This is a genomic window from Paraburkholderia phenazinium (genome assembly GCF_900100735.1).
Classification (GTDB): Bacteria; Pseudomonadota; Gammaproteobacteria; order Burkholderiales; family Burkholderiaceae; genus Paraburkholderia; species Paraburkholderia phenazinia.
The window spans coordinates 373,899-387,623 of record NZ_FNCJ01000001.1; the positions used below are offsets into that span (position 1 = coordinate 373,899).

The 13,725-nt window shown below is 58.2% G+C and carries 10 protein-coding genes; 7 read left to right on the forward strand and 3 right to left on the reverse strand.

Features of this window, described 5'->3' with window-relative positions:
- Genes BLQ92_RS01725 through BLQ92_RS01735 form a run of 3 tightly spaced genes read left to right on the forward strand, consistent with a single transcriptional unit; the run spans window position 1 to window position 5,190 of the window.
- The gene (locus BLQ92_RS01725; protein ID WP_090680979.1) at window positions 1-648 is read left to right on the forward strand and encodes a DUF4194 domain-containing protein; all 648 of its coding nucleotides are present in this window, start codon (window positions 1-3) and stop codon (window positions 646-648) included.
- Window positions 641-4,015 (forward strand): ATP-binding protein, encoded by a 3,375-nt coding sequence (locus BLQ92_RS01730; protein ID WP_090680982.1) that lies wholly within the window; start codon window positions 641-643, stop codon window positions 4,013-4,015. Before BLQ92_RS01725 ends, BLQ92_RS01730 begins: the two co-directional genes overlap by 8 nt.
- On the forward strand, window positions 4,012-5,190 hold the full coding sequence (locus BLQ92_RS01735; RefSeq protein ID WP_090680985.1) for a Wadjet anti-phage system protein JetD domain-containing protein: 1,179 nt from the start codon (window positions 4,012-4,014) through the stop codon (window positions 5,188-5,190). The genes BLQ92_RS01730 and BLQ92_RS01735 overlap by 4 nt, the downstream gene beginning before the upstream one ends.
- 43 nt (window positions 5,191-5,233) lie before the next feature.
- On the opposite strand, the gene BLQ92_RS41320 is transcribed toward BLQ92_RS01735, so the two are convergent.
- Complete coding sequence (locus BLQ92_RS41320; protein WP_425194891.1) at window positions 5,234-5,320, reverse strand: immunity protein Imm33 domain-containing protein; 87 nt, start codon at window positions 5,318-5,320, stop codon at window positions 5,234-5,236.
- Window positions 5,321-5,448: 128 nt separating this feature from the next.
- On the opposite strand from BLQ92_RS41320, the gene BLQ92_RS01740 reads away from it, so the two are divergent.
- On the forward strand, window positions 5,449-5,832 hold the full coding sequence (locus BLQ92_RS01740; RefSeq protein WP_244106019.1) for a hypothetical protein: 384 nt from the start codon (window positions 5,449-5,451) through the stop codon (window positions 5,830-5,832).
- A gap of 39 nt (window positions 5,833-5,871) precedes the next feature.
- Here BLQ92_RS01740 and BLQ92_RS39160 read toward each other — a convergent pair whose 3' ends face one another.
- Both BLQ92_RS39160 and BLQ92_RS01750 read right to left on the reverse strand, forming a co-directional pair.
- Entirely contained in the window at window positions 5,872-6,111 is a 240-nt protein-coding gene (locus BLQ92_RS39160) for a hypothetical protein (protein ID WP_143016492.1), read from the reverse strand.
- Window positions 6,112-6,125: 14 nt separating this feature from the next.
- Window positions 6,126-6,629, reverse strand: coding sequence for a hypothetical protein (locus BLQ92_RS01750; protein ID WP_090680990.1), 504 nt, complete (start codon window positions 6,627-6,629; stop codon window positions 6,126-6,128).
- Window positions 6,630-7,087: 458 nt separating this feature from the next.
- Here BLQ92_RS01750 and BLQ92_RS01755 point away from each other — a divergent pair, with 458 nt between their 5' ends.
- From BLQ92_RS01755 to BLQ92_RS01765, 3 genes are read left to right on the forward strand one after another with little or no spacing between them, the layout of a single operon-like run.
- Window positions 7,088-9,886, forward strand: a complete 2,799-nt coding sequence (locus BLQ92_RS01755; protein WP_425194890.1) for a type VI secretion system Vgr family protein — start codon at window positions 7,088-7,090, stop codon at window positions 9,884-9,886.
- A 22-nt stretch (window positions 9,887-9,908) separates the two neighbouring features.
- Entirely contained in the window at window positions 9,909-12,098 is a 2,190-nt protein-coding gene (locus tag BLQ92_RS01760; RefSeq protein WP_090680993.1) for a T6SS effector phospholipase Tle3 domain-containing protein, read from the forward strand.
- On the forward strand, window positions 12,095-13,723 hold the full coding sequence (locus BLQ92_RS01765) for a type VI lipase adapter Tla3 domain-containing protein (protein ID WP_090680996.1): 1,629 nt from the start codon (window positions 12,095-12,097) through the stop codon (window positions 13,721-13,723). Before BLQ92_RS01760 ends, BLQ92_RS01765 begins: the two co-directional genes overlap by 4 nt.
- Window positions 13,724-13,725: the final 2 nt, after the last annotated feature.

The window sequence follows — 13,725 nt, forward strand, 5'->3', positions numbered from 1 at the left end:
ATGTTGGAACAAGACGCTGAAAGCGCAACGGGCACGCACGATCTGTCGAGCCTAGTGATCCCTTTGCTCAAAGGTGTCGTTTACCGGGAAAGTGATGCGAGTCTCTGGAGCGCGCTGCTCGAATTGCAGGCCCGAGTGCGCGATTACGTCGCGGTGCTGAACCTCGAACTCGTGCTGGACGAAGCCGAGGGTTATGCCTTCTTGCGGTCGCGCCCCGGTAGAGACGATGAAAGCGCGCCGACGCTTCCCCGCCTGGTAGCGAGGCGTCCCCTGTCGTTTCCAGTCAGTCTGTTGCTTGCGTTGCTGCGCAAGAAACTGGCCGAATCGGACGCTGGCGGCGGCGACACGCGGCTCATTCTTACGCGCGAACAGATCGTCGAGTTGGTCCGCGTATTCCTGCCTGCGGGGAGCAACGAAACCAAGCTGATCGATCAGATAGAAACCCACGTGAACAAGATCGTCGAACTTGGTTTTCTGCGCAAGTTGAAGCCAGTGGCCGGCAAAGGTGACGGACAGGTCGCAGCGTTCGAGGTCCAGCGTATTCTCAAGGCGTTCGTCGACGCGCAGTGGCTGGCCGATTTTGACGCCCAACTCGCCGCTTATCAGGCTCAGTTGGCTCCGGCTGCGGAAAGGGATACAGATGACTGATATGCAATTACCGAGTTTGGACTTCGTGGCAGACGATGCACTGTCCGGGTTCCGCCTGCATCAACTGGAGGTGTTTAACTGGGGTACGTTCGATGGGCGGGTGTGGACGCTGAGTCCCGACGGCATGAACGCCTTGCTGACAGGCGACATCGGTTCCGGCAAGTCGACCCTGGTCGATGCAGTCACGACGCTGCTGGTTCCCGCACACCGCATTGCTTATAACAAGGCCGCCGGTGCCGATACGAAGGAACGAACCCTGCGCTCCTATGTGCTCGGCCACTACAAGTCCGAACGCAACGAGACAAGCGGCGTAGCCAAACCGGTCGCCCTGCGCGATCACAACAGCTACTCGGTGATCCTGGGCAGATTCCACAATGCCGGCTACGACCAGACCGTGACGCTCGCGCAAGTATTCTGGATGAAGGATGCCCATGGCCAGCCCGCGCGCCTCTTCATCGGTGCGGAGCGCGCACTGTCGATCGCGGCCGATTTTTCGAATTTCGGACCGGACATCGCCAACTTGCGTAAGAAACTGCGCAGCCTTGGCGCTGAGGTTTTCGATAGCTTTCCGCCATATGGCGCCTGGTTCCGTCGACGCTTTGGCATCGACAACGAACAGGCGTTGGAACTGTTCCACCAGACCGTATCGATGAAATCGGTGGGCAACCTCACCGACTTCGTACGCAGTCACATGCTGGAGCCTTTCGATGTCGCGCCGCGCATTGCCGCATTGATCGGGCACTTCGACGATCTCAACCGGGCCCATGAGGCGGTCTTGAAAGCCAAGCGGCAAATGGAACGTCTGACACCGCTGATCGACGACTGCGAGCGGCATGCGTCGCTGGTGCTGCAGGTCGAGGCACTGCGCGAGTACCGCGAAGCACTCAGATATTACGCGGCAGACTTGAAGCACGGCATGCTGGAGAAACGCATCGCAAGTCTTTCGGCCGACTGGGAACGTCAGGACGCCCACGTAAGGCGTCTAGAAGCAGAGCGCGACGCTCAGCGGGGCCAGGAAAGCGAACTCAGACGCAATATTGCCGACAATGGCGGCGACCGCATCGAACGGCTCGACGCCGAGATCCGGAAGAAGGATCAAGATTGCGAAACCCGTAAGCGCAAAGCGCAGCGCTATGCCGAACTGGTTCAAGAGATTGGGGAGAATCCGGCAGACGATGAGCCCGCTTTTCTCGCACAACGGCGGCGTCTTTCAGTACTCGTCGAGGCAGCTCATTCGGACGACGCGCGCTTGCAGAACGATCTCACTGAACACGGCGTGAGTTTGCGGCAAGGCAAACAGGAGCACGACGCCCTGACAGCCGAGATCGACAGTCTGAAGACTCGCCGCAACAACATTCCCGCGGAACAGATCGCGATGCGCACGGCACTGTGCAAGGCGCTCGCGTTGCCCGAGGCAGATCTGTGCTTTGCCGGCGAACTGATGCAGGTGCGTGATGACGAGCGCGATTGGGAAGGCGCCGCCGAGCGGCTATTGCGCAATTTTGGTCTGTCGTTGCTGGTTTCCGACGAACACTATGCCGCAGTCACAGAGTGGGTCGACAAAACGCATCTGAAAGGACGACTGGTTTATTTTCGGGTGCGACCTGGCGCTCGTCGGGAGCGTCCCGAACTGCATCGGGATTCACTTGCCCGCAAGCTTTCGGTGAAACCGGACTCGCCGTTCTATGACTGGCTCGAACTCGAACTGGCAAATCGCTTTAATGTGGTCTGCTGCGTCACGCAAGAGCAGTTCCGCCGCGAGACGCGTGCCATCACGCGTGCCGGCCAGATCAAGGCGCCCGGGGAGCGTCATGAAAAGGATGACCGTCACCGGCTGGATGACCGAAGTCGTTATGTGCTGGGCTGGACCAACACGGCGAAGATTCGGGCACTTGAAGCCCAGGCGACGCTGCTGGCCAACCGTTTGAGCGAGCTGGCCTCGTTGATCGGCAAGATCCAGGCGGAACAAGGCCGCCTCAAAGTTCGCCTGAGCGCGTTATCGAAACTGGACGAGCATATCGATTTCGCCGAACTCGACTGGCATTCGCTGGCAGTAGAGGTGGCGAAACTGCGCGACGAGAAGCAACAGCTGGAGTCCGCTTCGGACATGCTGCAGCAACTCACTGTGCGGTTGAACGAGGTGACTGCGACGCTCGCCGGAACGGAACGACAGCTGGATGAACATAAGGCCGAGCGCACTCGCATCGAGGAACGGCAAACCATTGCAGAAGGCTTGCGGGTTCAAACCCAGGCGATACGGGACGACGCGCAATATGCGATCCACGCGCCCTGCTTCGAACGACTTGCTGCAATGTGGTCCGAAGTGCTGGGCAAGCACCAGCTCACCGTCGAATCTTGTGACAATCGCGAGAGCGATATGCGCAGGTGGCTGCAGGAGAACATCGACGCAGAAGACAAGAAGGTCTCGCGCCAGCGCGACAAAATCATCGACGCCATGCGAGCCTATTGCACGGCCTTTCCGCTGGAAACGCAGGAAGTGGACGTCGCCATCGAAGCGGCTGGCGAATACCGCGCGATGCTCGACACGCTAAAGGCAGATGACTTGCCACGCTTCGAGGCACGCTTCAAGGAGTTGCTCAACGAGAACACTATCCGCGAAGTAGCGAATTTTCAGTCGCAGTTGGCTCGCGAGCGGGAAACGATCAAAGAGCGCATCCAGCGCATCAACGAGTCGCTCACGCAGATCGATTACAACGCTGGGCGCTATATCGTGCTGGAAGCGCAGCCCAGCCCGGATGCTGAGATTCGGGACTTTCAGGCTGACCTACGATCATGGACCGAGGGCGCGTTGACCGGCTCAGAAGACGTCCAATATTCGGAAGCCAAGTTCTTGCAAGTCAAGCAGATCATCGAACGCTTTCGCGGACGCGAAGGTTTGACGGAGCAGGACCGTCGCTGGTCCGCCAAAGTCACCGACGTGCGCAACTGGTTCATGTTTGCCGCCAGCGAGCGCTGGCGGGAAGACGATAGCGAACACGAGCACTACTCCGATTCGGGTGGCAAGTCGGGTGGCCAAAAGGAGAAGCTGGCTTATACCATCCTGGCCGCCAGTCTGGCGTATCAGTTTGGCCTTGAATGGGGCGCTGTCCGGTCGCGCTCGTTCCGCTTCGTCGTGATTGATGAAGCCTTCGGGCGCGGATCGGACGAGTCTGCGCAGTACGGCCTGCGGCTGTTTGCTCAGCTCAACCTGCAACTGCTGATCGTGACACCTTTGCAGAAGATCTACATCATCGAGCCGTTTGTTTCGAGCGTCGGTTTCGTCGACAACAAGGAAGGCCGCGAATCGAGACTGCGCAATCTTTCGATTGAAGAATATCGTGAGGAAAAGGGCAGGACCGAAACATGAGCTGGACCACGCCGGACGAGCTACGTACGCAAGTAAAGAAGCTTTGGGAGCGAGGCGATCTGCTGGGCAGCCTCGCAGCGGGGGAGTCGCTGTTTCCTAAGCGCCTGATGCTCAAGGGACCGACGTCGGCAGAGATTGCGGGGCACTTTGACGATATCCGCCAATGGATCAGCGAGCTGCGCGCCATGACTCACTGCCGCGTGGAGATGCGGGAGTTCAGACATCGCGTGTTCGGCGCCAATGCACTGCCTGAGGCGGTATGGATCGATACGATCGAGGACGCGGTGGCTTTTGTTGGCAAGCAACGCGACGCGGCCCGCTTCACGACATTGCTGGAAACGACGCGCAGGCGGGAAGCGCGCCTCGTGCCGTGGATCGCCAGACGGCCGCTACGTGCGCTTGAGCTTGGCGACGTATGGAACCAGTTGCTGGACGTCTGCGCCTGGTTTGAGGCCCATCCCCGCCCTAATGTGTATCTCAGGCAGATCGACATCCCGGACGTGCATAGCAAATTCATCGAAAGCTATCGCGGTGTGCTCGCAGAGTTGCTGGATTGTGTCCTGCCGCAGGAGGCGATCGACCTCTCATGCTCAGGTGTGAATCAATTCGCCACGAGGTATGGCCTTCGCGACAAACCGTTGCGAATTAGATTTCGCATGCTCGACGCGGACAAGGCATTGCTCGCGCCAGGCAGCACGGAACAGGACGTTACGCTCGACGCTGCAAGCTTCGCGCGGCTCGATCCAGACGTACAACGGATTTTTATCACCGAGAACGAGATCAATTTCCTGGCCTTTCCGTCGGTCAAAGACAGCATGGTTATCTTTGGTGCGGGATACGGCTTCGAGATGCTGGCCAATGCGAAATGGCTTTCGCGTCGGCGGATTCATTACTGGGGTGATATAGATACGCACGGCTTCGCGATCCTCGATCAACTGCGTAGCCTGTTCGAGCATGTGGAATCGTTTCTGATGAATCGCGAGACGTTGCTGGCGTTCAGGTCGCAATGGGATCGGGAGGAGAAGCAGACCGTGCGCGATCTGCCGAGGCTCAATCGTGAAGAACAGGCGCTTTATGATGACTTGCGGGATAACCGGCTACGTTCGAATCTGCGCCTTGAGCAGGAGAAGGTTGGGTTTGGGTGGGTTGAGGTGGCGTTGGGGGGATTGAGGTAGGGACGTTTGCTGGAGCCGATGCCAACCCTGCGCAAATCGTCGCCTACTCAGCCAGCCATACGTCTTCATACCCTTGGTCGTCGATGATGAATTTTGCGCCGGGGGCAAGCCGAAGATATTTGAGAACCAATGGCAGCGCTCATTGCGCCGCGTTCTCTTACCGCCGACGTGATCGACGACGATCCTGTTCTACCAACGTGTACGGTATAGTTCTGGCTCGATTTTTCTCGCTCCCAGCCCACGTATATATCATACAAAATGTTTGTCTTCGGCGCTATCGCTTACGCACTGGGGGCGACCGCTGTTCATGCGCAGCTTGCCAATGTCGCGTTCGTATGTGATACAGACAAGCATCATGTCGTCATCGATCACGCCGCCGATGTTACGCTCAGTTATCAAGCTTGGAACAAGCCGCATACCGTCAATCAGAAACCGGACATCGAGCTACACGCTGGCACGGAAGAGACGATAGGCACGGACCCGTGCGTCAGCACCAACTGGACGTTCAAGCGAGGCAATGTCGAGTATTGGGTATCGGATAGCGCGACCTGCACTGACGGCAAACCGCCGCGCGGTGCATACGGCAATATTGTCGTGGAGATCAACAAGCAGTTTGTGTCGCGGTATTGGTGCGTCAAGTAATTGCTCGTCGGCTCGACGAGTTGGCCACTCGCCCGACTGTTAAACCTGTTGGCGCAGGCGGGAATTGAGCAGGCGAGCGAAGAAGATCCTCCGTCGTGCTTCCTGAAGCGCGGTGGCATTGTCCAACTCGAAACGAACGGCGCGTTCTCGCTCGACTTTTCTGACCTCGCGGATACCGACACTGTAGACGACGAGGTATCGCAGCAGAAAGAATGGTGCCGCCATGAACCCTGCAATAACGACCAGAAGCAGCAGTTCTTTTCCTCTTGCACCGAACACCGCACGGACCGTACTTAGCGCGGCGACACCGAGACCGGCTCCGATGTTTGCGACACGGCTTGACTAGGCACTGCTCCCGTTACCTTACGTGCGCGTACGATTCTTCGGACTTTCCCATTGTCGATGACGAGTGTGGGACTTTCGAGTGTCTGAGCGAAGTCGTGCCAGTTGTCCCGTCGTTCCCTTCGATAGTTAAAGAAGTAGACCGTACTGAGCAGGAAGAAGTAGATGCAAACTAGCAGCGCCGGACCTAGCCCGGGGAGCCAGGGCTCAAGAGCGATCTGAACCGCCATCACCATGAAAAAACAATAGAACAGCATGAACTGATTGTTCACCGTCCGATGATACGCTGTATATCGGGTTGTGAAGAATGCAGCGACGACGCTGGAGACAAGCGCCACGGCAAGCACCGGCACGATGAGCCAGCCAAGCATCGGGAAACAGGCTGAGGTCAGGCCGCCCGTTACGGTGCAAAGAAAAAACGACAGCAGGGGTACACGGATCAACTCACGTTCCATACGTTCCTTCATCAATGTGCGGACGATCTAGCTTACCTAGGTGACGCGGCACGTTGTCAAGAAACAGAACTGGCGTTGTCATAGTTACTCTATCTAGCAACTCGTCCAGAGCGTTGCTTGTCACCGTGATACGGTGTCGTGTAGGGCATCACTCGAATGGGGAAATTCTTAGACTCTATTGAAGCTGCCGCGTAATACCGGGCTTTCAGGTCCGGAGCCTGAAGCGACGGCGGTGCCAGAAAACCCGAATCGGCATTATTTCCTCATTTATTTCGGATGAGGAAATAATTGCTACGCGCCACTCCGACATATCGCACGATTGACAGTGCGGTAACAGCCTGATATTTTCGCGCATCTTTTATCAGGCGGATGTTGAACAGACCGCCCGCGCCATTTCATGTGGGTATTTTGCGGTCTATTCATTTCGCATAAACAAATGCTCAAAACCCGGGGAAAAGATCGTGAGCTATTCCGCCATCCAGCGCGTTTTTATCGGGGCTCTGCCGTCGCAGGATAGCCGGCCGTTTCGCCTGTACTGGCGCAGTTCCCAGAAGGACCTTGCAGGCCTGCTGCTGATACAGCGGCTTGATATCCGCGAAGATCTGTGCGGCGGAATCGAAGGCCGTCTTTCCTGTATCTCCACGAGTGTTGGCGTGCCACTCCAGACGTTCCTCGGCCAGCCGCTCACCGTCCAGCTGGTGACCGATCAGGGCGCGCTGCATTCGATCTGCGCGATCGTCACCGATGCCCATGAGGGTGAATCGGACGGATCGGTCGCTACTTACCAGTTGGTTATCCGCGATGCGCTCTTGATCATGGAGCGGCGTATCAATACGCGGATTTTCCGTACGAAGAGTGTCGTCGATATTATCCAGACACTCGTGCGCGAATGGCGCCGTAAAAGCACGACGCTCGGAGGCACGTTTGACCTCGATGTTTCGAATCTCGATATCTCAAAATATCCGGTGCGCGAGCAAACGCTCCAGTTCGATGAATCGGATGCGGATTTTATCCGTCGATTATGCCGTCGTGACGGCATTGCATGGTTCGTGCGGGCTGGCGGCGGTCAGGGCAATACCGACGCTACCACGCAACCATTCCATACGCTGGTGCTGTTCGACAATGTGATCAAGCTCGGACAGGCGGACGCAGGTACGGTCCGGTACCATGCAGACGCGACCGTCGGTGCGCGCGACTCGATCACGCTGCTCTCGACGGGGCGGCAGCTCGTGGCGGGTTCCATCCGACGGGCAAGCTGGGATCTCAAGCCCAGCCGGGTCGACCAGGTGCAGGCGCCCACACGCGTTGACCAGGGGTCAGCCGGAAATGACCTCGCAACGCTGCTGTCCGACGCGCGCATCGACTCGCCGCATATGGCGGATTCATGGGGCGACTACGACCGGATCGGCATCGCCCGGCTGATGGCGCACGGCGCGCGTTCGGCACGCATCGACGGGGCAAGCGGTGTGCGCAATCTCCAGGTCGGCTTCTGGATCGGAGTGTCGGGCCATCCGGAACTGGACCAGTTGCCGGCGCAGCAACGCCGCATTGTGATCACCGCACTGCATCACACCGGCGAGAACAATCTGCCGAAGGATCTAAACGAGCGCGCGCAGGCGCTCTTCACCGCGAGCCGCTGGCAGTTTGCCACGCCGCCGGTGTCGGTCGATACGAGTACGCGTCCAACCGCATTCGATGGTTCGTCGCAGAGCCGTTACGAGAACACTTTCAGTGCAGTAGCGCAAGGCACGCCGCTTACGCCATCCTACGATCCCCGTATCGACCTGCCGCGCGTGTATCCCATCACGGGCAAGGTAACGGCGACCGAAGGCGAAGAGGTGTATTGCGATCAGTACGGTCGCATCAACGTACAGCTTCAGGGACTCGATCCCGCTGACCATGAACATGCCAACGGCGCCGGCACTGCCGGCACGCCTGCCGACAGCGCTGCGGTGCGAGTGCTATCCGGATGGTCCGGCGACAACTTTGGGTCGCACGCGATACCGCGTGCAGGCATGGAAGTGCTGCTGGATTTTGCCAATGGGGATCCCGATCGCATGTATGTGGCGGGGGTCTTCAGCAATGGCGACAACATGCCGGCGACGTTCAGCCGCACGGGATCTCTGCCGGGCAACCGTTACCTGTCCGGGCTACGCTCGCGCGAGATCAAGGGCGAGCGGTACAACCAGTTGAGACTGGACGATACCCCATCGCAGATCAGTGCCCAACTGACGAGCGAACATGCGTTTTCCGAACTCAACCTAGGGTATCTGACCAAGCCACGCGAGAACGGTCAAGGCGCAAACCGCGGCGAAGGCGCGGAGCTGCGCACGGACGCGGCGGCTGCGCTGCGGGCCGCGCAGGGCATCCTGCTCACCACCTACGCGCGCACGCAGGCAAGCGGCAACCAGCTCGACCGTGACGAGCTGGTCCAACTGCTCGGCGAGTGCACGGAGCTGTTCAAGTCATTGGGCGATTACGCTGGACAGCATGGCGGTCAATCGACCGACGCTGTTGGGCAAAGCGCCGTCGCATCCGCGTTCAAAAGTTGGTCCACAGGCGGTGACTCAGCGGGAACCGGAAACAGCACGGCGACGGGTTCGCACGCACTCATGGCAATTGGTGCGCAGGCCGGATCTGTCAATGTCACGCCGAAGACGCACGTCACTTATGCCGGTGAGAACATCGATCAGGTTGCCCAGCAGCACCTACAACTCGTTAGCGGCCAGCGATGGGTGGGCCTCGCAGGTCAGGGCATGCAACTGTTTGCAATGGCCAATGGCATCAGTGCCATCGCTAATCAGGGAGATCTGCAGCTCCAGGCACAGGCGGGAGATGTGGTAATCCAGGCGCAGAAGGATTTGCATCTATCTGCCACCAAGGACGTTTATATCAGTGGGCAGAAAATTCATATCGTCTCCGCGGACGGCAGCTATTACACCATCGGTGGTGGTCATGAGATCGGTTCCAATGGTCGCCTCACTGTAAAGACGGCAGGGCACTCCTTTAACGGGCCTTCAACGCAACAATCGACGCCACCGAACTTCGGCAAGGACGGCACGAAACAGCGTTATCAACTGCACTATCCGGGTCACACCGAGGATTCCCCGATGCTGGCCGCGAATCAGGCCTACAAGATCACCATGAATGACGGGCGTGTGATTCAGGGCACCTCAGACTCAAAAGGCCTGACTGATCTTTTGCAGGATGACGTGATGCGTATCGCCAGGATCGACGTTTTGAAACCTCAACTCTGAGTCTCTGACAGGATGTACCGGTATGACGGACACCAAACAACACGTCACCGCCAGCGCTACAGCGGTCACCAACCCGAACTACAAGGATCAGCCGCGACTCGTCGAGGTTCCTCCGGATCGTCCAGGCGTCGTGATCTTCCTGCACGGCGTGAACGACCCAGGGGCGACCTATGAGAACGTCGAGCGCGGCATTTGCGAGGGACTGAACTGGCGATTGAACCGCACTGATCTTAGCGCCGGCGAGTACGGCGCGGATTGGCGTGACGCCAAACAGAAGCAGGCAGAGGCCAACAAGAATGGCGCGAAGCTGACGGACGATGTTAAGGCCATCGTTTACGATCCGGATACGCAACTATATGGACGCAAGGAGACAGATAAGACCAACAGCGTCTTCATTCCGTTCTATTGGGGTTATAGAGCCGCGGACGGTGAAATTGCCAAGGATCGCAAGGGAAATCCCATCAAGCTGCGCAGTCAAAATCAAGATGCCAAAGGCAATCGGCTGGATGCTCACTTTGCGAAGGAAGGTGGGTACTTCGACAACGCGACCAACAACATTCCCGACATGTACGGCAAGGGTTTCGAAGTCGGCCTCAAAGAACACGCGGCCAGGGCGGCTGCCGATCAATATACCTACATCGGGGAAAGCCCGATGCGGCTCTATTTCGTACTGGCCGCGCATCGACTTGCCATGCTGATTCGGCAAATTCGCGAAGTGAGCGCGGAGCAAGGCACCGCTGACGAAACCATAACGGTGATCGGTCATAGCCAGGGAACCATCATAACCTTGCTCGCCCAGGCTATCCTGGCAAAAGAGAACGCCCGTCTCGTAGACAATATGATCATGGTCGACAGCCCGTACGCAGTATGGGAGAACGACAGCGAAAACCAGACGTCACAGGCTAAGATCAAGACGCTCGCGAACATCGTTGAGGCCGTTACCAGCGCCCGGCATCAGCAACCCGCTTTGACCGAACTCGCCTGTATCGACCAGAACCCGAAACATCGGGGGCGGACAGGTTCCAAGTGGTCGCCGACTCAAGGTGTGCGCCCGCTCGGCGCCGGCGGCGCAGATATTCAATTCAACGAGCGAGATAATCGCGGCAAGGTCTATTTGTACTTCTGTACGGACGACACCGTGGTCGCTCTGGACAATATCCGTGGTATTGGAACCTATGGCCTCCCCAACAGCGTGACCGCCGTGGGGTTGGGGTCCACCGCGAGCGCCTACGCACAGTACGTCCAATTGGCTGCGATGGACGCCTTCAAGAAAACTCCTGGCCGCTTTGCGTTCTATCAACGCCTGTGGACCAAATTGAAGCGCGATGGAAAGCCCGTTCCGGTCGGCCTTGCGCCACAAACGATTTCCGCACGGACACCGAAGGAGCCGCGCTTCCCTGGGGGCTCCGGTATAACAGAGGCGGCTACCCAGCACCCCTACCGGGCGGCTTGGTCGGGCAACCCGGTGGATGGAAGTCTTGATCGTTGGATCAATGGTGAGCAGATCGAACCACCCTATTCGCCCAATCTGTTCGGTGGAGAGACGCACGGCAAAGGAGGTAGCCCGTCGGGTCAACTTCCGGTGGACGCTGTGGGCGTGGACGTAGCGCTAGGGAATCCGAACGCAGGTTACGAATGGAAGGTAGTCGAGCATATTCCGTCTTCTGTTTTGGTTCTGGCCAGCCAACAGAAAACTGACGCGACTTCGGGGGCTGTGGTAAAGCAATGGTACAACGGTCAGCAAGAGGACGAAAACGACCAGACAAGCGACGTGGTACCGCTTGACGGAGCCAATTTTCTACGCCGCGAAACGCCCAACGAAGTGCGGGCGCGTTTGACCGGAAAGGATGCTACGGACAACAACTACCACTCTGGCATCTTGAACGATGCGGCAAACGTGCGCGCGATCGCCGCCGTCGACGTTGCCATTGGTCAGGCGAAGACGCTGGACGATCCGGATTGCCGCGCGACGCTGATCGCGTTTGCCAATTGGCGCACGAATTGGACGAAGGCTCCAAAAAACGTCAAAGATTACTATAACGGTAAGCTTAGCGACGATGCCAAGAAACTCGCGGATGCGACGTACACGTATTACTCTACCGGTCGATTCCCTGACGACACGGTGGTGCCGCGGACTTGGCCGCCTCTTGTGAAAAGCCAAACTCACGATGAACGCGCGAGTGGGAAAAGCGATCCGGGAGTTGTGGCATGAAGGCGGCGAAACGCCCGCAGCCACGCGGTTATCTGGCGTTGTTTGCAGCCTGGTCGGCGGGGTGGACGGGATACAACATGCTCAGGTATTACGATGCCTGGTCGAAAACGCAAATCGAGGCAGTAGGAATGGCGAGAAATGTCATGTGGGGAATATTGGCGGGGGCGGCTTGTTTGGCGATTTTGTTCGTTGGTGCATGGCGGCTTCGCGCTGGATCTGCCTCAGCAGCAACTGGTACCGCGGCCGATAGCTCCCTAGGTGCAGTGTCAGCATCCGCGAGCGCATTACCCGTAGCTGCAGTCGCGGACCCGCGCCCGGATCTGTTGGAGTTGCGTGGCGTTGGCATGCGAGTGGATGTGTGGGCGCAGACCGATCTGTGGCAATTCTTGAAAGAGCAGAAAGACGCGTATCGAAGCGTGCTTTCGAATAATCCCAAGGACTACCCGAGCGACCGCGATTCCGTCCAGAACAAGGCCTCGAGAGCGCTTAGCTCGTCCTTCAAGTACAGCGCTGGCGAGGGCGTTGAGCGTTGGCCGATCCCTGTGATCATCTTCGGGCCGCCTAAGGCAAAGGACGCTAACAACGACATAGCCAACCTCATCACGACGACTCGTCAGGACGCAAGTCTGGCCTTCCAAATGTTCCTGACCGCGCAGGCAGTTTACGTCGACAATCCACAGGCCCAGATTGACTATGTGTTCAATTTTTTCGATCGGAACCCGACCGTTCCGGAAGTATTGATCTATGGCATGGACGGTCAGGCAGTTCGTAGCTGGTTTACAGACAACGACGTGCGTGCGGGACAGCATGTACCCTCGCAATTTGATGCGATGGTAGGACTGTTGGTTTCCCGATCGGACCGGGTGAACCAATACATGCGTCCGTACGTCAATGACGATCCTGAAGGTGCGGGCGCTGATGACAGGCAGTACGACACGATCAAGCTGGCGAATTTCTTCTGGAACGTAAACTCGGAGCCCAAGCAGGGCCTTGACGTCTCGCCTCCGTCGGTGGAGCACTGGCAGTCGAAATTGCCACTATTGTGGCAATCGCTGAGCAACAAGGGACCGGGCACGTTCAAACCCGATGACTGGTTTCCGGCCCGTTGGGCACGCTGGCAACTGAAGGAGTTCGATGATGCGCCAATGCTCGGGTACCTGCATCGTCCTGTTGCCGTGAGTCTGAAAGACGCTGACGGTCATCCGCTCCGCGGTGGGGCTCAGGCCGATGCGTTGCGCGCGGGTTGGCAGAAGGTGCAGACCCAACTCCCGAACGGCGGCAAGGTTGCACGGCTGTTCTTCGACAGCGTCGCGACGCCGTCGGTCCTCCCGCTGCTGCACACCCTGGACGCCGATGATCGTCTTGATCCAACAAATCTCGCGGAGGGTTTCGACGTCGGTCATCGCCTGGGCAACCTCGGCATCATGGGGCCAATGGTTGGGCTCGGGCTGTCGACGATGGCGAGCTACGATGCGGGAAATGGCAGCGTTACCGTCAACGTGACGCCTGATGGTGACTTGCATTTCATGCTCGTGACACCGCCCGATGCTGCCGAAAAGACCGCCAATACCCAGGCCCGGAACCTGCCGGCTGATCCGTTCGTTCATCTGGTCCCTGGGGGTTAATC

Bases quoted from the DNA above. Each gene is read 5' to 3' on its own strand.
- BLQ92_RS01725 (WP_090680979.1), top strand. From the start codon at position 1: ATGTTGGAACAAGACGCTGAAAGCGCAACGGGCACGCACGATCTGTCG.
- BLQ92_RS01730 (WP_090680982.1), top strand. From the start codon at position 641: ATGACTGATATGCAATTACCGAGTTTGGACTTCGTGGCAGACGATGCA.
- BLQ92_RS01735 (WP_090680985.1), top strand. From the start codon at position 4,012: ATGAGCTGGACCACGCCGGACGAGCTACGTACGCAAGTAAAGAAGCTT.
- BLQ92_RS01740 (WP_244106019.1), top strand. From the start codon at position 5,449: ATGTTTGTCTTCGGCGCTATCGCTTACGCACTGGGGGCGACCGCTGTT.
- BLQ92_RS01750 (WP_090680990.1), bottom strand. From the start codon at position 6,629: ATGGAACGTGAGTTGATCCGTGTACCCCTGCTGTCGTTTTTTCTTTGC.
- BLQ92_RS01760 (WP_090680993.1), top strand. From the start codon at position 9,909: ATGACGGACACCAAACAACACGTCACCGCCAGCGCTACAGCGGTCACC.
- BLQ92_RS01765 (WP_090680996.1), top strand. From the start codon at position 12,095: ATGAAGGCGGCGAAACGCCCGCAGCCACGCGGTTATCTGGCGTTGTTT.